This window comes from Nonlabens sp. Hel1_33_55 (genome assembly GCF_900101765.1).
In the GTDB taxonomy this organism is placed as follows: Bacteria; Bacteroidota; Bacteroidia; order Flavobacteriales; family Flavobacteriaceae; genus Nonlabens.
Genome location: NZ_LT627735.1, coordinates 1,590,001 through 1,609,171 on the forward strand (window position 1 = coordinate 1,590,001; position 19,171 = coordinate 1,609,171).

The window sequence follows — 19,171 nt, forward strand, 5'->3', positions numbered from 1 at the left end:
AGCATAGCTGAGGAAACCTTGGTCTTTTGGTGAGGGGGTTTCTCGCCCCCTTTATCGTTACTTATGCCTACATTTTCGTTTCCATACGTTCCAACAGGCCTCACGGCCCATCTTCAGCACATATGGAATGCTCCCCTACCACTCCGTAGAGTCCATAGCTTCGGTAATATGTTTATGCCCGATTATTATCCATGCCGTACCGCTCGACTAGTGAGCTGTTACGCACTCTTTAAATGAATGGCTGCTTCCAAGCCAACATCCTAGCTGTCAGTGCAGTACAACCTCGTTTCTTCAACTTAACATATATTTAGGGACCTTAGCTGATGGTCTGGGTTCTTTCCCTTTCGGACATGGACCTTAGCACCCATGCCCTCACTGCTGATCATCATTTTATAGCATTCGGAGTTTGTCAGGAATTGGTAGGCGGTGAAGCCCCCGCATCCAATCAGTAGCTCTACCTCTATAAAACTAAATCAACGCTGCACCTAAATGCATTTCGGGGAGTACGAGCTATTTCCGAGTTTGATTGGCCTTTCACCCCTACCCACAGGTCATCCGAAGACTTTTCAACGTCAACCGGTTCGGGCCTCCACTATGTGTTACCACAGCTTCACCCTGCCCATGGGTAGATCACACGGTTTCGCGTCTACCACTGCTAACTATATCGCCCTATTCAGACTCGCTTTCGCTACGGCTGCGCACCTGAAGTGCTTAACCTTGCTAACAACGGTAACTCGTAGGCTCATTATGCAAAAGGCACGCCGTCACCACACTAGGTGGCTCCGACCGCTTGTAAGCGTATGGTTTCAGGTTCTATTTCACTCCCTTATTCAGGGTTCTTTTCACCTTTCCCTCACGGTACTGGTTCACTATCGGTCTCTCAGGAGTATTTAGCCTTGGCGGATGGTCCCGCCGGATTCATACAGGGTTTCACGTGCCCCGCACTACTCAGGATACCACTATCAATAACATTTCTTTCCTATACAGGGCTATCACCTTCTGCGGCTCCTCTTTCCAAAGGATTTTAATTCAAAATGCATCAAACGTTGTGGTCCTACAACCCCATGCAGTCCGTAAACTGAATGGTTTGGGCTATTCCGCGTTCGCTCGCCACTACTAGCGGAATCACTATTGTTTTCTCTTCCTCCGGCTACTTAGATGTTTCAGTTCACCGGGTTTGCTTGCCTTACGGCATGACATGTCTTCAACATGACGGGTTGCCCCATTCGGAAATCTGCGGATCACATCGTATGTGCCAATCCCCGCAGCTTATCGCAGCTTATCGCGTCCTTCGTCGCCTCTGAGAGCCTAGGCATCCCCCATACGCCCTTAATTTGCTTATGGTATTCAATGCTGATCTTCTAACGATAGAAAATCAACGCCTTGCTCTTGTATTCTTATTTTACTAATAACAAACACATCTTTCAATGTGCCTATCTGTTTCTCGTTTAATCTTTTCAATATGTCAATGAACGTTTCATACCCAGCTTGACTAGGTATCTCTTCAGGCTTATTGCTAAACTCGAAGAGATTCCCACCTACGTGGGAACTTTGGTGGAGAATATCGGAGTCGAACCGATGACCTCCTGCGTGCAAGGCAGGCGCTCTAGCCAGCTGAGCTAATCCCCCATTGTTTGGAATTCAGAATTGTGAATTCAGAATGATGAATGTAGAACTCTCTAACTTCTAGAATTTCCTTCAATATATATAATGAACTGAGTGCGATTTTAGCTTTCGCGAAAGCGTAATGTTTAAAAGTAGTCTCAGGCAGACTCGAACTGCCGACCTCTACATTATCAGTGTAGCGCTCTAACCAGCTGAGCTATGAGACTGTAACATACCTCGAAAGGCACACCACTCGTCTTTCGACTTTTTTTATAAATAAGATTGACAGTTGTACTAGATAATAATATAAACAAACACGCCATTTGCATGTAGTAGGTCACGGAACTCTCATTTTTAGGTTCCATTATTTCAGGAACTCCAGAAAGGAGGTGTTCCAGCCGCACCTTCCGGTACGGCTACCTTGTTACGACTTAGCCCCAGTTACCGGTTTTACCCTAGGCAGCTCCTTGCGGTCACCGACTTCAGGTACCCCCAGCTTCCATGGCTTGACGGGCGGTGTGTACAAGGCCCGGGAACGTATTCACCGCATCATGGCTGATATGCGATTACTAGCGATTCCAGCTTCACGTAGTCGAGTTGCAGACTACGATCCGAACTGTGATAGGGTTTATAGATTCGCTCCCTCTCACGAGGTGGCTGCTCTCTGTCCCTACCATTGTAGCACGTGTGTGGCCCAGGACGTAAGGGCCGTGATGATTTGACGTCATCCCCACCTTCCTCACGGTTTGCACCGGCAGTCTCGCTAGAGTCCCCGACATGACTCGCTGGCAACTAGCAATAGGGGTTGCGCTCGTTATAGGACTTAACCTGACACCTCACGGCACGAGCTGACGACAACCATGCAGCACCTTGCAAACTGTCCGAAGAAAAGCCTGTTTCCAAGCCTGTCAGTCTGCATTTAAGCCCTGGTAAGGTTCCTCGCGTATCATCGAATTAAACCACATGCTCCACCGCTTGTGCGGGCCCCGTCAATTCCTTTGAGTTTCATTCTTGCGAACGTACTCCCCAGGTGGGTTACTTATCACTTTCGCTTGGCCACCCAGCTCTCAATCGAGCCGGACAGCTAGTAACCATCGTTTACGGCGTGGACTACCAGGGTATCTAATCCTGTTCGCTACCCACGCTTTCGTCCCTCAGCGTCAATGTATTGTTAGTGACCTGCCTTCGCAATCGGTATTCTATGTAATATCTAAGCATTTCACCGCTACACTACATATTCTAGCCACTTCACAATAATTCAAGATGTTCAGTATCAATGGCAGTGCCGGAGTTGAGCCCCTGCATTTCACCACTGACTTAAACACCCGCCTACGGACCCTTTAAACCCAATGATTCCGGATAACGCTTGCACCCTCCGTATTACCGCGGCTGCTGGCACGGAGTTAGCCGGTGCTTATTCTTACGGTACCGTCAGCCCTCTACACGTAGAGGGGTTTCTTCCCGTACAAAAGCAGTTTACAACCCATAGGGCCGTCTTCCTGCACGCGGCATGGCTGGATCAGGCTCTCGCCCATTGTCCAATATTCCTCACTGCTGCCTCCCGTAGGAGTCTGGTCCGTGTCTCAGTACCAGTGTGGGGGATCTCCCTCTCAGGACCCCTACCTATCGTAGCCATGGGGAGCCGTTACCTCTCCATCTAGCTAATAGGACGCATACTCATCCATTACCGTAACCTTTAACCAGTAAGCCATGCGGCTAGCTGGTACCATGAGGCGTTAATCCAAATTTCTTCGGGCTATTCCTCAGTAATGGGCAGATTGTATACGCGTTACGCACCCGTGCGCCGGTCGTCAGCGGAGCAAGCTCCCTGTTACCCCTCGACTTGCATGTGTTAGGCCTGCCGCTAGCGTTCATCCTGAGCCAGGATCAAACTCTTCATCGTAGAATCTTGTTAAAAAGATCTCTTGCGAGAATCCCATAACCTATATACTACTAGCAATTGGCGTTCTTGTCTGTTTACACTATATTATAATTATTCTTACCGGTCCATCCCTTTCTAAAAAGGAACAAACCTGTTCTTTTTGTGCTGTCAATCAATATCTCAATGAACTTATCAGAAGCTATCTTTTTGGAACCTTCGCCAAGGCCTCTTCACGATGCCTAAATACTCCAGTCTTCCACTACTCCTGATGAACGTTGCTCTGAATTTCGACGTAACGTCTCTTGCAAAGCGGGTGCAAATATACAGATACATTTCTCTTCCAACCAAATCTTTTCAAAAGAAAAATGCAATAAATCCACTATTAAATTTCAACACCCTGATTTACAAAAAAATACAACCCCAAAAAAAATGAAATATTTTCTGGTAGCAAAGGATTTTCTTTGATTACAACGCAAAATCAAGAACTCATCACCCAAACCTATTAATCCAAACTCAATCAAAACAACTCCCAAAATGGAAAATGAAACCTACAATAACAGAAAAGCAGCCCACGAAGACTGCTTTTTGAAAATACTCTAAGAAAGAAGCGATTGCCTTGTCAGATATCTAAATCGTAAATACATTAACAGAGCAGATACTGATAACCCTACTAACAGACCTAGCCAAATACCATTAATGCCAAAATCTGCATGCAGGGAAGAATAGTATGAAATAGGAAATCCAATCAGGGTATAGGCGCAAAAGCAGATTAAACTTGGAACCCAAACATCTTGAAGGCCTCTTAATGCTCCGAGAACAACAACCTGTAATCCATCGCTTATTTGAAATAATGCAGCAATTAGTAAGAGACCGGAGGCCAACTCAATTACTGTGGGATCTTCTATATATATTTCTGGAAGGAAATTTCTTCCCAAATAGAAAAACAAAGCAAAAGCTATGTCTACGATTATTGCCATCAAAAATATAGACCTAGCGACTCTAATCAAATCAGGTCGTTTTTCAGGAGCTAAATGATTTCCTACCCTTATGGTCGCCGTAACACTTAAACCTACAGCTACCATAAAGGTCAACGCAGATAAGTTAAGTGCAATTTGATTTGCCGCCTGTTCTTCAGTTCCCAGCATTCCGGATAGAAAGATGGCAGATGTAAATAATGAAACTTCAAAAAACATCTGGAGAGCAGTAGGCAGTCCTAGATTAAGCAGAGACTTCATATAAGTCCAAGACAGCTTTCCGATTTTCTTGAAGTAGAACATGGTACTCGTGCTGTTCTTCAGAATGTAAAATAATAATAAGACCATCAAAATTCTCGAGATCAACGTACCATAGGCTGCTCCTTCCACCTCAAGCCTTGGGAATCCCCAATTACCATATATCAAGAGATAATTGATTGCCACATTGATTACGTTAGCAATTAAGGTGGCGTACATTGCATTTCGCGTAAGCGATAAACCATCAGAGAACTGCTTCATTGCTTGGAAAAGCATCAACGGAATCAATGATATACCTACAATACGCATATATGGGATGGCTAGCTCTACCACTTCTTGCGGCTGATCCAATTTATAAAGAATAGGCTCTGCTAGGAATAGTAATAAGACCAAAAGAAGCCCATTGACGGCACACATTACAAAACCATTATGAAAAGCAGCGCGGGCTACTAACGTGTTTTGGTTACCATCAGCTTCTGCAACAAGTGGAGTTATTGCAAATGAAAAACCTATTCCAACAGAAAGCGCGATAAAAATAAAAGTATTTCCCAGAGAGACAGCAGCCAATTGAGCCGCACCCAATTTACCAACCATAATATTATCTGCCAGTGCCACCAATAAATGAGCGACCTGACCTGCCATAATGGGTACGGCGATTGTCAAATTACGTTTGAACTCTCTAGTGTAAGCGCTTAGAATCATTTAGAAAAAAGCGGCGAAGATAACTTTTATGTGAGTAGCTAATCTACCAGCTTAGTTTTTAAAGGTGGAAACCAATCCATACTTATCGTATAGAAAAACTAAAGAACTCATAGTGGCTGCTCCCAATTCCAGTTCTCGTTTGTTCACAGCTTCAAAAGTATCGTTAGAAGCATGATGGTAATCAAAATAACGTTGAGAATCAGGTCGCAAACCAGCAAGCACAGCTCCCGTATCTTTCAATGGACCAACATCTGCACCGCTACCACCCAACTCAAAATAATGGATTAGGTAAGGAGCGAATAAGGGTTTCCAGGATTCAATCTGACTCATTTGCGCTGGATTTGTGTCAAACCTAAAACCTCGTGGACTAAAGCCACCTGCATCGCTTTCCAATGCTAGAATGTGTTTTTGGTTTTTGATCATGGCTTGTTCTGCATAGGCGTTTGCTCCTCTTAAGCCGTTTTCCTCATTCATGAATAGTACGGCTCTTATCGTACGCTTAGGTTTATAGTTGGTTGACTTGATTGTTTCTAAGACTTGCATAGACTGTACTACTCCAGCACCGTCGTCATGACTACCATCGCCCAAATCCCAAGAATCCAAGTGTCCTCCAACAAGAATTACCTCGTCGGGAAACTGATTGCCCTTTATCTCTGCAATAACATTATATGATTGGACCTCGCCATGATTCGTGCAGTCTTGTTGTAAAAAGAACTTTAAATCTTGATCATTTTCTAAGGCAGCATGTAACTTCTCTGCATCGTTTGTACTGATCGCAGCCGCAGGAATATATTGATCGATGGGCAAATCGCCGTAACTCATGGCTCCAGTGTGTGGTAAATCGTCCATTCTCAGATTCATTGATCTAACTATAACACCAACCGCACCATATTCCGCAGCAGCTGCGGCACCAGAATACCTTTGATCTACGCAACCTCCATAGGCTTCAAAAGTTTGAATTTTAGTGGCTTTCATAGGTCTGTTGTAGAACACATACTTTCCAGAAATAGCAGATTTTCCCAATTTCTCGAGATCTTCAATTCCGTCAACTTCTATGATTTGGGCAGATTTACCAGAAGGCTGTGTCGCTACAGAACCACCCAATGCACATACATTTACCTTGATTCTAACTCCATCTTTGGTTTCAAAGTAAGCTACTTCTGGTGTGCCACGTGTCCATCTAGGAACCATGACCGGTTGCAAATAAGCAGTGTCCGCTACTTTGGAGAGTTCTGCGAGAGTGTATTCTACCGCCATTTGTGCTTGTGGTGATCCGGATAACCTACCGCCTATTTCGTTTGACAAATGCTCGAGCCATTGATAGCTTTTGGAATTTGTCAAGTTGTGATTGTAAATGGTTCGCAGGACTGTAGAATCTTGCTGGGTTTGTGGAGATTGCGCTTTCGCGAAAGCGAAACTCATCAACATCACTCCTAACATCAAAATAGCTCTATTCATTATTCAATAGGTTTTTAAATTCATCAAGACGGCTTGCGGTTTTTTCATCCAGTTCTGGAAATTTGACGTCATCCAGCTTGCTGAGTTGTTCTACTAGAATCTGGCAAACTATGTAGCGCGCCATAGGTTTATCATCTGCCGGAATCACGTGCCAAGGCGCCTGCGGTGTTGTGGTGTGCTGGATGGCTTGCTCATAAGCGTGCATATACTTGTCCCAAATAGCTCGTTCCTTGAGGTCGCCGGCAGAGAATTTCCAGTTTTTTTCTGGTAATCGCAACCGTCGTAATAACCGATTCTTTTGCTCTTCTTTGCTAAGGTTCAAGAAAAATTTGAAAACCTTAGTACCATTCTGCACCAGCTCCTTTTCAAAGTTATTGATCTGTTCAAATCGCATGTTCCAAAACTCATCGTCAGCATCCTCTGGTTTATGAATATCTGGTAGATTCTCGCTCAACAAATATTCTGGGTGGACTCTTGTGACCAGTACGTTTTCATAATGGGTTCTGTTAAAAATGCCGAAGTGACCTTTTGAAGGTAATGCGATGTAATGCCTCCACAAATAACCGTGCGATAACTCTAATTCTGTCGGGACTTTGAAGCTATGTTGTTCTACACCGCGAACATTAAAATCCTTAAAAACTTCTCTTATCAAACTATCCTTTCCAGATGTATCCATTCCTTGAAAACAGACCAAAACAGCGTGGCGATCATGAGCATACATGCGTTCCTGAAAATCTGCCAATTCCTTTCGGCTTTTTTTCAGGGCTTTTTTTGCAGCTTTTTTATCCAACGGATTTTGAGGTGCAGTTGCGTATTCTTTTAGAGGCTTGTCTGGCGTTGCTTTATACTGGTCTAGATTCATCTTTATTTACTTGCAAATAGTTTTACGTCTTTCTCGCTTATTTCCTTACCTCCCAAAATGATGAGACGTTCCACTACATTGCGTAGTTCTCTAATATTTCCAGTCCAATCATATTCTTGAAGAAGCTTTATAGCTTTATCGTCAAAGTCTTTCACTGGCATTCCTTGTTCTGTAGAAATCTTATTGGAGAAATGCTCTACTAATATGGCTATATCTTCCCGACGCTCATTAAGAGATGGCACGTTAAGGAGAATGACCGCTAATCTGTGATACAAGTCTTCTCTGAAGTTATTTTCCTCTATTTCCTTCTTGAGGTTTTTGTTTGTGGCTGCAAGAATACGCACGTCTACTTTAATGTCGCGATCGCTACCTACTCGCTGTATTTTATTCTCTTGTAAGGCTCGCAATACTTTGGCTTGAGCGTTCAAACTCATGTCTCCTATCTCATCAAGAAAAATAGTACCACCATTAGCGGCCTCAAATTTCCCGGCACGATCTTTATTAGCTCCAGTAAAACTACCTTTAACATGACCAAATAATTCACTTTCAATTAGCTCACTAGGAATCGCGGCGCAATTCACTTCAATAAAAGGACCGCTGGAACGACCACTCTTTTCGTGCAACCAGTGTGCAACCAATTCCTTACCAGTACCATTTTCTCCTGTTATGAGTACACGTGCTTCGGTTGGTGCTACCTTTTCAATAATATTTTTGATGATGGTGATGAGTTCACTCTCGCCTACCATCTCATAGTTCTTGCTCACCTTTTTCTTAAGCCTTTTGTTTTCCACAACCAGCTCTTTACGATCCAATGCATTGCGCACTGTATTGAGAAGTCTGTTTAAATCTGGTGGTTTGGAGATGTAGTCAAAAGCTCCTAAGCGCATGGTATTCACCGCTGTATCAAGATCACCATGTCCAGAGATCATGACAATAGGAATTTCTGGTTTTATCTTTTTGAGAGCCGTGAGAACCTCGACGCCATCCATTTTTGGCATCTTGATATCACAAAGGATTAGATCATAATCATTATCTTTTGCCAGTTCAATACCTTCTAATCCATCGCTGGCCTCGGTGACATTGTATCCTTTGTTTTCTTCTGAAAGTATTTTAGTAAGCACACGCCTTATCGCTGCTTCATCTTCTATCAATAAAATATTTGAAGTCATTAGAACTTAAATTTTAGGCCACCTCTCACGTAAAAACTGGCATCTTCATTAATGGTATATATATCGTTGCGATCATTGTCTCGCAATCTAAAGTCATTACTTATCGTATAGGCTCCGTAACCGTAGAACAATAAATGATCTGTAAAATAGTGTTCATATCCCAAACCGCCCAATATCAGCGTCATCGATATATTTTCTGCGGTTTGACCGTCTATATTAATATTCTGCTGGATGTTACCAAAAAAGTTATCCAGTGTAACAAAACCTTGTACAGCATCTTTATGGCTATCATTAAGGTAACGACGCACGTTAGTTTTAGGAACCCCTAATGTATAAGTCCAGTTAGGCGCAAATTCTCTGTAGTAATTTACAATAGGTAACGGAAAACTACGACCTGGTGTGGTGGTGTATTCCGTTCCAAAAATCCAACGGTATGGTTTATCCACGCTCTCATCTGTCCTGTCATAAATAGCATATGCTGCGAGCCCATATATCATATCATCACTGGTAATCTTGCTATCTAGATTAGAGGCGACTCTCGCAAGACCACGCACTCCAAACCGCCAGTTTTCCATGTTTTGAGGTTTCCAAACATATCCTAAACTCACTTCCATTCTTTGCGTTGACGAGACGATATCTGGATTGAAAGGTACTGCATCTTTGATATTGATATCGTTATAACGATAGTCCAGACCTACTACGATAAGTTTATTTAAATCCTTATCCAATGGAATAGGCGCCTGGATGAATGCCCTGTATCGCTGTATGGAATTATCAGATTTGGAAAAAGGAATATTCATATACTCGATCCTCGCCAGGTCCGTGGTTTGGGCGTTAACTATAAAGCTTGATGCAAATAGGATTAATGCAATATTCAAATAATTTTTCATAGGGTATTTAGTCGTTCGGGTAATTATTCAGTGTTGCGATGTTGGTAGGTAATTTCGCTTTCGCGAAAGCGAACTCATCTAAAATCTCTTGCACTTCCATAATGATGGTTTTAATTATCATCTTCATTGGAAGTATTCTCACTACTATTCTGGTAATTGATTGGCTTTGATTGGTAAAAATGTACATCTCTTTGCGGGAATGGAATGGTGACACCATTCTCACGGAATGCCGCGTCAATCGCAAACCTCAAATTGCTCTTGATCCTAAGGTCCACAAAACTGTCACGAATGAAAAAGTAGATTCCAAAATCCAGGCTGCTGTCTCCAAAATTGTTGAACATCACAAAGGGTTCCGGACTTTTGAGAATGGCTTTTTCGGCTTTGGCACACTCAATTAACAAGCGCTCCACCTTACGCACGTCACTGCCATACGACACGCCTACATGAACAGATTCACGGGTCTTGCTATGGTTCTGGGTGAAGTTATAAATGATCTCAGTCAAGAACAGGTGATTGGGAATGATGAGTACCTTATCATCTCTTGTAATCGCCCTTGTGCTGCGCAGTTTGATTTCAAAAACTCTGGCCACTTTGTCATTCATCTCTACCACATCATTGACCAAAACCGATTTGTCGACCAATATGGTGATACCCGCAATAATATCCTTGAAAAAATCTTGAAGGGCAAAACCAATACCTACAAAAATTGCGGCACTCGCCGTCAAAATACCCGTCAAATTGATACCAGAACTACTTAAAATTACCAGTATTACCGTCAGATAAACTATGTAATTGAAAAACTTAAAGATGCTCTGAAACTTCAGTTTATCTGAAGGCTCCATCTTTCTGGTAAAAAAATTCTTTACTACTCTAAGGAATAAACCTGTGAGAAAAAGACCAACGACTATTAAAAGCAACATCCATGTATCAAAATGGAATTCCTCTTTTCTAGGGTCTCCTTCGATAATCTGATACGTCAGAAAGTCCCGGATTTGTTGCCAGTCGATATTCATTAGTACTTGAGCCATTTATAAAGTTCCTTCCAGTTGGTTTTCTTACCGTACATCAAGATTCCGATGCGATAAATTTTAGCCGCCAAGTAAGCTACAAAAATTATGGATGTATAAAGTAGCAATATACTTATTGCCAGCTGCCACCATGCAATCTCACCAAATGGAATTCTCATTAACATCACTATAGGCGATGTCAATGGAATGTATGAGAAAATTACCGCTACCGTACCGTTGGGATTATCCATCACGCTAAAAAACCCAACATAAATGGCCAGCATCAATGGTAAGATAACAGGCAGCATAAATTGCTGTGTATCTGTCTCACTATCTACTGCAGCACCAATAGCCGTGTAAATAGCAGCATACAAAAAGTAACCACCAATAAAATAAATAAAGAAACAAACTACAAGAGTCAATAATGGTAATTGCATGATATCGTTAACGATCAACTGCATCTCATCCATATTCTGGGCTTGATTGACCATTTCTTGATTGGCTGGATTTTGAAAGGCCTCAACCCCAAAAAATGCTGAGCCTACCATTATTAAAACAAACCCCAGTATCACCCAAATCACAAATTGTGTAATACCAGCAAGTGATGTTCCCGTGATTTTACCTAACATCAAATAAATAGGTTTGACAGAACTCACAATGATCTCGACAATACGATTGGTCTTTTCTTCAATGACAGATCGCATGACCATGTTGCCATAAATGATAATGAACATCATAAGTAAATATCCAGCAGCGCCGCCCAGCGCTATTTTAACCCAACTTGAAGCTTTACTACTCACTACTCCAGAGTAGGTTTGCAAGGTAACATCTGCTCTAACACGAGCATTTTCAAGGTCATTGAGATTGACTCCTTTTTCTACCAGATTGTTCTCTGTTGCTTTTTTAGAAAGCTTTTCTTCCATGGAGGTAATGAAAGATGTGGATGGTGAGTCGTTACTATAGATGGTTGCATCTACCTGATTTTGATCATCATCAGTTAGATATATTAAGGCATAGTTTCCATTATTCTCACTAATGGCAATAGCATTGACAAGTTCCACATTATCCAATCGCTCATATTCAAAATCAGAATTATCTTCAAACAACTGCCCATATCCAGCAGAAGATTGATCCAAGATAGCTACTTGTCGTGTCTCGCTTGAGTTGATACTCGTCAACCAACCAATAAGCAGTATCACGCCAATGAATATCAATGGACTAACAAACGTCATAATAACAAAAGTGCGATTGCGCACCTTGTTAATGTATTCCCGTTTTATGATCAACCACAACTTATCCATCCTGACGTACTGTTTTTATAAAAATTTCATTGACGCTAGGGATCACCTCGCTAAAATGAGTCAATTCTCCCAGCTGTGTCAATTCGTGAAGCAATTGAGGAACGGTAATATTCTCTGGAATATTAATGATAAGATCTGTCGTATTGTCGAGGCCTTTTAATTCTGCTGGGGTAACCGTCGCGATTGTATCCAGTTTGCGCAAGGCCTCTTCCTTATCATTACAAATGATGGAGACGGCATAAGTTCTATTTCTAAAGCTTTGTTTCACGTCGTTGAGCCTTCCTTCTAGAACAACGTTTGATTTGTTGATGAGCGAAATGTAGTCACACAACTCCTCAACACTCTCCATACGATGCGTAGAAAATATGATGGTAGATCCTAAATCTCTTAATCGCAAGATCTCATCTTTAATCAAGTCTGCATTCACAGGATCAAATCCAGAAAAGGGTTCGTCAAATATGAGTAAATCCGGTTCATGAAGTACAGTAACTATAAACTGAACTTTTTGAGCCATTCCCTTAGAAAGCTCCTGTAGTTTTTTATTCCACCAGCCTTGCATTCCCAATCGATCGAACCAGTATTGCAATTTTTCTTTGGCAACTGATTTTTTCATTCCTTTAAGCTGTGCTAAATAAATGCACTGCTCGCCTACCTTCATGGATTTGTACAATCCACGTTCTTCTGGCATGTACCCTATTTTAGAGATATGCTCTGGAACCAACTGTTCTCCATTTAGAAGTATGGTACCTGAATCTGGAACGGCAATTTGGTTGATGATTCTTATTAATGAAGTTTTACCAGCACCATTAGGTCCCAGCAATCCGTAAATACTTCCTTTAGGCACTCGTATGGTAACCTCATTAAGGGCTTTGTAGTCGCCGTAAGATTTTGAGATATTGACTGCCTCTAGAGCGTATTCCATAATTATGTTAATCGCGCTAAATTAACAATATAGCCCAGCAAATTGGGGCATTTTTGAATAATTTAATAGACGCGACAATCGCTTCAAAAACGTCATAAAAAAAACCCACCTCTCAATTGCTTGAGAGGTGGGAAAAATTGCTATGAAAAAGAAAAATAACAATTGGTTGGTTAACCAATGTTGATCAAATATAAACTTATTTTTCAATTCTTTATAGTTTTCTTAAGAAAACATGTCTTTTACTTTTTCGAAAAATGATTTATCTCCTTTTTCTGGTGCTGGTTCAAAATGGGAATCTGTTTTCATGGATTCAAAGAAATCCTTTTGTTCCTTATTCAAACTACGTGGCGTCCATACATTTACGTGGACTAAAAGGTCTCCAGTTCCGTATCCATTGAGGCTAGGCATTCCTTTACCTCTCAGTCTTAGAATTTTTCCACTTTGAATTCCTGCTTCAATTGGGATTCTCACTTTACCGGTTACGGTTTTGATTTCTTTTGAAGTTCCCAATACAGCATCAGGCACACTTACATACAAATCATAGTGCAAGTTATTTCCCTCGCGTTGTAATTCTGCATGAGGTTTTACTTCTATATCCACCAGTAAATCGCCACTTACACCATTACCTGGTGCTTCATTTCCTTTACCACCTACTTTAAGACGCATGTCACTTTCTACACCAGCCGGTATTTTGATAGCGACTGTTTCTTCTTCGGTAATCAATCCTTGATTGTCTGCACCGCTAGGCTTACTATCTAGTATTTGTCCAGATCCACCACAAGTGGTACATGGAGCGCTAGTCTGCATGCGACCTAAGATGGTATTTTGTATTCTAGAAACCTGTCCAGACCCATTACAGGTAGTACATGTTTTATAGCTTACGCCTGGCGCTTGCTTTTTACGTTTCACTTTCACCTTCTTCTCAACGCCATTTGCAGCTTCTTCCAAAGTAAGTGAAACACGTATGCGCAAGTCTTTTCCTTTCACGCGTCGTTGACCGCCACGACCACCGAATCCTCCAAAACCAGAGAATCCGCCACCGCCGCCACCAAAAATATCACCAAACTGGCTGAATATGTCATCCATATCCATCCCGCCAAAGCCTTGACCACCGCCAAAACCTTGACCACCACCAGAAGTATAAGCCTGATGGCCTAACTGGTCATACCTAGACTTTTTCTGTGGATCACTTAAGGTTTCATATGCCTCAGCTGCTTTCTTGAAATTCTCCTCTGCAGCAGCATCGCCAGGGTTTTTATCTGGGTGAAACTCAATGGCTTTTTTGCGATAGGCCTTTTTGATTTCGGCAGCGCTTGCTCCCTTTGAAATGCCTAGTATGTCATAAAAATCTGCCATATTATTGTCCTATCACTACTTTAGGGTAACGTACTATCTTGTCACCTAGTTTATATCCCTTTTCTATTACATCGATAATCTTGCCCTTCATATCATCACTAGGTGCAGGTATCTGTGTTACCGCTTCATGTTCATCTGCATTAAAGGTATCTCCTGCATTGACTTCCATCAATAACAGTCCTTTACCTACGAGCGTGTTGCGCAGTTTGTTATGGATAAGCACCACACCTTCAGACAACTGTTGATCTTCTGACTTCACTATTTCTAGAATCGCTCTATCAAAATCATCTAGAACAGGTATCATGTCCTTGAGAACGCCTTCACCTGCAGTCTTGAAAAGCTCGATACGCTCCTTGGCGGTGCGTCGTTTATAGTTTTCAAATTCTGCAAACAACCTTAGATATTTATCTTTTTCCTTTTGAAGATCTTCGGCAAGCACTTCTTCCACGCTTTTTTCTTCTTGTTCTTCTTGCTCTACCGCTTCCGTTTCTGCAGTTTCCTGCTCAGTGACTTGATCCTGTATTACTTCTTCCTGCTCGTTTTTATCTTTCTTTGCCATGGTTATGACTTCCTTTAAATTTTATAATTTGAACTATGGTTGATGTTGGTTACGCTTTCGCGAAAGCGAACTCATATCGAACCTTCCTGCACGCAATGGTCAAAAGTACTGCCACATAAAGATCGATGCCAAAATGTCACTGCATTATTTTAATAAACTTTTAACCAAACTATTTGTAGGTACATGTAATTTTGCAGCTTAACAATTAAACCAAAAAAATGACACGTAATTTTTTAAAAATCACAGGAATCGCATCAATGATGATCTTTGCTGTATCCTGTAAGGACACACCTAATGAAGTTGATGCCATGGATGCAGAAACTGAAGCGATGGCGAGCGATGCTGCCGTTACTTATAATGTAGATACAGATGCTTCTATCATCAATTGGGAAGGTTCTAAAGTAGGCGGAATGCACACAGGAACTATCGATATCCAAAGTGGTATGGTGATGGTAAATGGAGAAAATGTTGAAAGTGGTGAATTTACTATCGACATGAATTCTATCGCCGTGACTGACCTTGAAGGTGAAAGCGCAATGAGTCTTAAAGCTCACCTAGAAGGTACTGCAGAAGGTAAAGCGACTGACTTTTTTAATACTCCAGAATACCCAACTGCAAAATTTGTAGTTACTGGTCTTAATGGTAACACACTTGAAGGTAACCTTACTTTGAAAGACATTACTAAAAATGTTTCTTTCCCAGTAAACGTTTCTTATGATGGCGATAGAATGATGTTGACGTCTGAAGAATTTACTATCGACAGAACAGATTGGGGAATCGTATATGGTTCTACTACTCTTGCTGATACTGTAAAGGACAAAGCAATATCTGATGATATGACATTGAAAGTAAATCTGGTTGCTACTAAGTAATCTGGTTGGTTAAATGATGAATGATGAAAGCCTCCTTTTGGGAGGCTTTTTTTATTAGGTGATGATTGAGTATTATTGCTTTTATGAAATTTTCTGCCTTTTTATTGATGCTTTTCCTTTTGGGAATTCTACAAAATACGAATGCTAACAATTACTTACCTGCGGTAGTTAGCGATTCTTCCAACCAATTCATTGAGGTAAAAATAGACACGGTTCTTACCATTAGTTTACCTGGATATTATACCTATGAAAATGAATATTACGATGATGTCCACTCCAGGTATTGGATGGCGTACAACGAAGATGATGACACCACTTTTATAGTTTCCCTTAGCACAAGTGAATATGAGTATTGTTTAGGCAATCTAGAGGAAATGAAAATTCACTACAACGAGCTTTCTGAAGAATGGAAAGCAGAAGAACCTGAAATGGAAATAATTGATGATTTCCAGCAAATGAATAAAGGGATTTATCTGGCTAATCTAGGTTATACGCTCTACGATTCAGAATACGATGAAACCTATAAATATGATCATTCCACTTTTCAGGTAAAGGAAAATCTCTATCAAGTAATCTACATTCATCCAGTAAGTGCGCTACAAAATGAAATAGGAGATCAATTTCTCAAAAGTATTTCCATAGATGATGATTTCAAAGGAGTTAATCAATTTACTGCTTGTTCCAACCAAGATCCATTTAACGCAGGAGATTTTGACCGTCTAGGCTTATCAGCATACAACATTGGAATGGTCGCCGGCGGTGCTATTTGTGTGCTTCTACCCTTAGGCTTGATCATGATAATTGCACTTGTCATTTACAATAAACGCAAAAAGAAGAAGCAGGAAGAATGGAATAAATTGAATGGATAACTCCAATTTTCTCCAATCTAATATTCAAAACATCTAAGATTTGAAATTTACATCACAATTTCAAATGGTTGATTTTGTTCTATGTATTTATGAAAGAGAAAATGAATAGCAATGAAAATCACCATAGCAATTGACATGGTCCACCAACTCCAGTCTGAGAGATTAACATATGCCAGAAATCCAAAAAAGAAAAGCAACTGAATCATTTGCATCCATTTGATCAAGATGCTTGATTTGACAAAATATGTTGTAGAGTTATCTAGTTGGGGTATTTCCTCACGAATCCAGAAACCGATTTTTAGCTCTACTTTATCTTCAGGATTTATTTTTAGATGGACGCTCTTTCCTTCTCTCAGTTCATCAACCCGTTTATCATTTACCATAACACTTAATGGTGGTGCGTGCTGCAACCAATATCTACGTGCTGGGTATCTTAAAATCATCCATCTAAGATAGATATTTCTCCAATGCCGGTTTCAAATTAGAAAGTTCAAATTTATAACCTGCCTGCTCTATCTTCTCACCACTCACATATTGGCTAGAAAGAACCGTGGCAGACATCTCACCCAGCATCAACTTCATCATAAAAGCAGGAACGTTAGGTAAAAAAACAGGCTTGTCTAGAACATCTCCTATGGTTTCCATAAGCGGTCTGTTTCTTACTGGATTGGGAGCGACTCCATTATAAACTCCTACCAGCTCATTTTCAGAAATATGTCTGAAGATCCCGACAAGATCGTCTATTGCTATCCAACTTTGCCACATCTTACCGTTGCCAAATCCTGCTCCGGCGTACATCTTGACAGGCTTAGCCATTTGCTCTAATGCTCCACCTTTTGAAGCTAAAACAATTCCGATGCGGACAATGGAGTGTTTCAATCCTAATTCTTTGAACTGCTCGCCTACATCTTCCCAAGCCACACAGACTTCACCCAAAAAATTATCTGCTGTTGGTGGAACTTGATCTTCCGTCATGGGTTGGCCTTCCCATTTGTCTGGATAGATCCCTATGGCGCTTGCCGTTATGGCATGTTTAACTTGATGCTCATTATCTCTAAGAGTATTGATCAATAGCTCTGTACTATTGATACGGCTGGACATGATGCGATCCTTGGCTTCATCTGTCCATCGCTGGAATACCGATTCACCCGCAAGGTGAATGATGGTATCAACACCTTCCAAACAGGCTGCTTCTATAGACATCGACTTTACATCCCATAAGAAGCCCTTGTAGTCCGCTTCATTTTTTATAGCGCTTTCTCTAGTGGTGAGATAATGGATTTGATGTCCTACAGACCTCAACTCTTTTGTCAATTTTGAGCCTACCAATCCTGTGGCTCCTGTTATTAATAGCTTCATGTTCCTAATTTAAACCTGAATAGATGATGGAGTTTATTCATTTGCTAGAAATTAACGATTTGAAAGGCTAACTAGCTCAAATGAATTAAGAACTTGTTCCTTAGATTTTGAAAACAAAAATATGAGTAGTGATATACGTTGGGGAATAATGGGATTGGGCAAGATCGCCCACAAATTTGCACAGGATTTAAAGCTCGTTGACAACGCAGTGATTATGGCGGTTGGCTCCAGATCCTTAGAGAAAGCAGAGGAGTTTTCAAAAACCTACGGCGCTCAAAAAGCACATTCCAGCTATGAAGACCTTGCCGCAGACCCTGATGTTGACATCATCTACATAGCCACACCTCACGCTTATCACTATGAGAATACATTGATGTGTCTCAATCACGGCAAATCTGTATTATGTGAAAAGCCTATTGCGCTCAATCTTAAACAGGCAAACGAAATGGCAACGCTGGCGCGATCAAAAAACCTATTCTTAATGGAAGGAATTTGGACCAGATTTATTCCCGCTACGGTAAAGGTTTTAGAATTGCTGAACCAAAAAGTGCTTGGTAATCTTCTCTATGTAAAAGCAGATTTTGGTTTTAAGGTAAGCGCACCACCAGAAAGTAGATTGCTGGACAAGAGCCTTGGTGGCGGCGCACTCTTGGATATAGGTATATATCCGCTGTATTTGAGTATGTTGATATTGGGAGAACCGATGAATCTCAAAGCAAATGCTATACTAGCACCTAACGGCATCGACCAATTTTGTAGTGTGATTGCCAGTTTCCCTTATAACACGAGAGCCATCATGGAGTCGTCCTTTATTTCAAATACACCTACAGAAGCATTTATCTATGGTGAAAAAGGCTTCATCAAAATGCATCAGAAATTTCATCAGACTGAAAAAATTGAACTGCATCTTTACGAGAATCAATCCACAGAGGTATTTGAACTTCCCATAAGTGGTAATGGTTATGTGCATGAAATCCAGCATATCCACAAACAACTGCAATCTGGAAAAACGGAATCAGATCTCGTGCCACTAGATATGAGTTTGAAACTCACGCAGTATCTGGATGAAATCAAAGATCAAATTGGATACGGTACCACATCAAACGACCTGACATCATAGACATCA

General features: G+C 41.2%; 15 protein-coding genes, 2 tRNA genes and 2 rRNA genes (1 of these 19 cut by a window edge). 3 read left to right on the top strand and 16 right to left on the bottom strand.

Features of this window, described 5'->3' with window-relative positions:
- The 14 genes from BLO34_RS07075 to BLO34_RS07145 all read right to left on the bottom strand — a co-directional run.
- Positions 1 to 1,344 (bottom strand): 23S ribosomal RNA (locus BLO34_RS07075) (it extends 1,481 nt beyond the left edge of the window).
- A gap of 208 nt (positions 1,345 to 1,552) precedes the next feature.
- Positions 1,553 to 1,629 (bottom strand) — tRNA-Ala (locus BLO34_RS07080).
- 129 nt (positions 1,630 to 1,758) lie between these two features.
- Positions 1,759 to 1,832 (bottom strand) — tRNA-Ile (locus BLO34_RS07085).
- A 155-nt stretch (positions 1,833 to 1,987) separates the two neighbouring features.
- A 16S ribosomal RNA gene (locus BLO34_RS07090) occupies positions 1,988 to 3,508 on the bottom strand.
- The 16S and 23S rRNA genes sit together here with 2 tRNA genes alongside, the layout of an rRNA operon.
- Positions 3,509 to 4,083: 575 nt before the next feature.
- The gene (locus BLO34_RS07100) at positions 4,084 to 5,421 is read right to left on the bottom strand and encodes an MATE family efflux transporter (protein WP_090753958.1); all 1,338 of its coding nucleotides are present in this window, start codon (positions 5,419 to 5,421) and stop codon (positions 4,084 to 4,086) included.
- Between the two features lie 51 nt (positions 5,422 to 5,472).
- Positions 5,473 to 6,879: a M20/M25/M40 family metallo-hydrolase gene (locus BLO34_RS07105; protein WP_410503928.1), complete on the bottom strand. Its 1,407-nt coding sequence runs from the start codon at positions 6,877 to 6,879 to the stop codon at positions 5,473 to 5,475.
- Positions 6,872 to 7,741: a PPK2 family polyphosphate kinase gene (locus BLO34_RS07110; RefSeq protein WP_090753960.1), complete on the bottom strand. Its 870-nt coding sequence runs from the start codon at positions 7,739 to 7,741 to the stop codon at positions 6,872 to 6,874. Before BLO34_RS07110 ends, BLO34_RS07105 begins: the two co-directional genes overlap by 8 nt.
- 2 nt (positions 7,742 to 7,743) lie before the next feature.
- Positions 7,744 to 8,910: a sigma-54-dependent transcriptional regulator gene (locus BLO34_RS07115; protein ID WP_090753962.1), complete on the bottom strand. Its 1,167-nt coding sequence runs from the start codon at positions 8,908 to 8,910 to the stop codon at positions 7,744 to 7,746.
- A complete protein-coding gene (locus BLO34_RS07120) occupies positions 8,910 to 9,800 on the bottom strand; it encodes a hypothetical protein (RefSeq protein WP_090753964.1) in 891 nt (296 codons plus the stop codon). Before BLO34_RS07120 ends, BLO34_RS07115 begins: the two co-directional genes overlap by 1 nt.
- Before the next feature lie 110 nt (positions 9,801 to 9,910).
- Complete coding sequence (locus tag BLO34_RS07125; protein ID WP_231959584.1) at positions 9,911 to 10,828, bottom strand: mechanosensitive ion channel family protein; 918 nt, start codon at positions 10,826 to 10,828, stop codon at positions 9,911 to 9,913.
- Complete coding sequence (locus BLO34_RS07130) at positions 10,813 to 12,108, bottom strand: ABC transporter permease (RefSeq protein WP_090753968.1); 1,296 nt, start codon at positions 12,106 to 12,108, stop codon at positions 10,813 to 10,815. Before BLO34_RS07130 ends, BLO34_RS07125 begins: the two co-directional genes overlap by 16 nt.
- Positions 12,101 to 13,030 carry an ABC transporter ATP-binding protein gene (locus BLO34_RS07135; protein WP_090753971.1) on the bottom strand — a complete coding sequence of 310 codons (930 nt, stop codon included), beginning with the start codon at positions 13,028 to 13,030 and terminating at the stop codon, positions 12,101 to 12,103. The genes BLO34_RS07130 and BLO34_RS07135 overlap by 8 nt, the downstream gene beginning before the upstream one ends.
- A 222-nt stretch (positions 13,031 to 13,252) precedes the next feature.
- Entirely contained in the window at positions 13,253 to 14,386 is a 1,134-nt protein-coding gene (gene dnaJ, locus BLO34_RS07140) for a molecular chaperone DnaJ (protein ID WP_090753973.1), read from the bottom strand.
- A 1-nt stretch (position 14,387) separates the two neighbouring features.
- Positions 14,388 to 14,945, bottom strand: a complete 558-nt coding sequence (locus tag BLO34_RS07145) for a nucleotide exchange factor GrpE (protein ID WP_090753975.1) — start codon at positions 14,943 to 14,945, stop codon at positions 14,388 to 14,390.
- 218 nt (positions 14,946 to 15,163) lie between these two features.
- Here BLO34_RS07145 and BLO34_RS07150 point away from each other — a divergent pair, with 218 nt between their 5' ends.
- Positions 15,164 to 15,817, top strand: coding sequence for a YceI family protein (locus BLO34_RS07150; RefSeq protein ID WP_090753977.1), 654 nt, complete (start codon positions 15,164 to 15,166; stop codon positions 15,815 to 15,817).
- An 83-nt stretch (positions 15,818 to 15,900) separates the two neighbouring features.
- Positions 15,901 to 16,686 (top strand): hypothetical protein, encoded by a 786-nt coding sequence (locus BLO34_RS07155; protein WP_090753980.1) that lies wholly within the window; start codon positions 15,901 to 15,903, stop codon positions 16,684 to 16,686.
- 47 nt (positions 16,687 to 16,733) lie between these two features.
- On the opposite strand, the gene BLO34_RS07160 is transcribed toward BLO34_RS07155, so the two are convergent.
- A complete protein-coding gene (locus tag BLO34_RS07160; RefSeq protein ID WP_090753982.1) occupies positions 16,734 to 17,129 on the bottom strand; it encodes a hypothetical protein in 396 nt (131 codons plus the stop codon).
- Between the two features lie 4 nt (positions 17,130 to 17,133).
- Positions 17,134 to 18,045: a TIGR01777 family oxidoreductase gene (locus BLO34_RS07165; RefSeq protein WP_090753984.1), complete on the bottom strand. Its 912-nt coding sequence runs from the start codon at positions 18,043 to 18,045 to the stop codon at positions 17,134 to 17,136.
- Between the two features lie 121 nt (positions 18,046 to 18,166).
- On the opposite strand from BLO34_RS07165, the gene BLO34_RS07170 reads away from it, so the two are divergent.
- Complete coding sequence (locus BLO34_RS07170; protein ID WP_090753986.1) at positions 18,167 to 19,165, top strand: Gfo/Idh/MocA family protein; 999 nt, start codon at positions 18,167 to 18,169, stop codon at positions 19,163 to 19,165.
- Positions 19,166 to 19,171: the final 6 nt, after the last annotated feature.

Bases quoted from the DNA above. Each gene is read 5' to 3' on its own strand.
- BLO34_RS07125 (WP_231959584.1), bottom strand. From the start codon at position 10,828: ATGGCTCAAGTACTAATGAATATCGACTGGCAACAAATCCGGGACTTT.
- BLO34_RS07130 (WP_090753968.1), bottom strand. From the start codon at position 12,108: ATGGATAAGTTGTGGTTGATCATAAAACGGGAATACATTAACAAGGTG.
- BLO34_RS07110 (WP_090753960.1), bottom strand. From the start codon at position 7,741: ATGAATCTAGACCAGTATAAAGCAACGCCAGACAAGCCTCTAAAAGAA.
- BLO34_RS07120 (WP_090753964.1), bottom strand. From the start codon at position 9,800: ATGAAAAATTATTTGAATATTGCATTAATCCTATTTGCATCAAGCTTT.
- BLO34_RS07105 (WP_410503928.1), bottom strand. From the start codon at position 6,879: ATGAATAGAGCTATTTTGATGTTAGGAGTGATGTTGATGAGTTTCGCT.
- BLO34_RS07115 (WP_090753962.1), bottom strand. From the start codon at position 8,910: ATGACTTCAAATATTTTATTGATAGAAGATGAAGCAGCGATAAGGCGT.
- BLO34_RS07155 (WP_090753980.1), top strand. From the start codon at position 15,901: ATGAAATTTTCTGCCTTTTTATTGATGCTTTTCCTTTTGGGAATTCTA.
- BLO34_RS07135 (WP_090753971.1), bottom strand. From the start codon at position 13,030: ATGGAATACGCTCTAGAGGCAGTCAATATCTCAAAATCTTACGGCGAC.
- BLO34_RS07165 (WP_090753984.1), bottom strand. From the start codon at position 18,045: ATGAAGCTATTAATAACAGGAGCCACAGGATTGGTAGGCTCAAAATTG.
- BLO34_RS07170 (WP_090753986.1), top strand. From the start codon at position 18,167: ATGAGTAGTGATATACGTTGGGGAATAATGGGATTGGGCAAGATCGCC.
- BLO34_RS07150 (WP_090753977.1), top strand. From the start codon at position 15,164: ATGACACGTAATTTTTTAAAAATCACAGGAATCGCATCAATGATGATC.
- BLO34_RS07145 (WP_090753975.1), bottom strand. From the start codon at position 14,945: ATGGCAAAGAAAGATAAAAACGAGCAGGAAGAAGTAATACAGGATCAA.
- dnaJ (WP_090753973.1), bottom strand. From the start codon at position 14,386: ATGGCAGATTTTTATGACATACTAGGCATTTCAAAGGGAGCAAGCGCT.
- BLO34_RS07160 (WP_090753982.1), bottom strand. From the start codon at position 17,129: ATGATTTTAAGATACCCAGCACGTAGATATTGGTTGCAGCACGCACCA.
- BLO34_RS07100 (WP_090753958.1), bottom strand. From the start codon at position 5,421: ATGATTCTAAGCGCTTACACTAGAGAGTTCAAACGTAATTTGACAATC.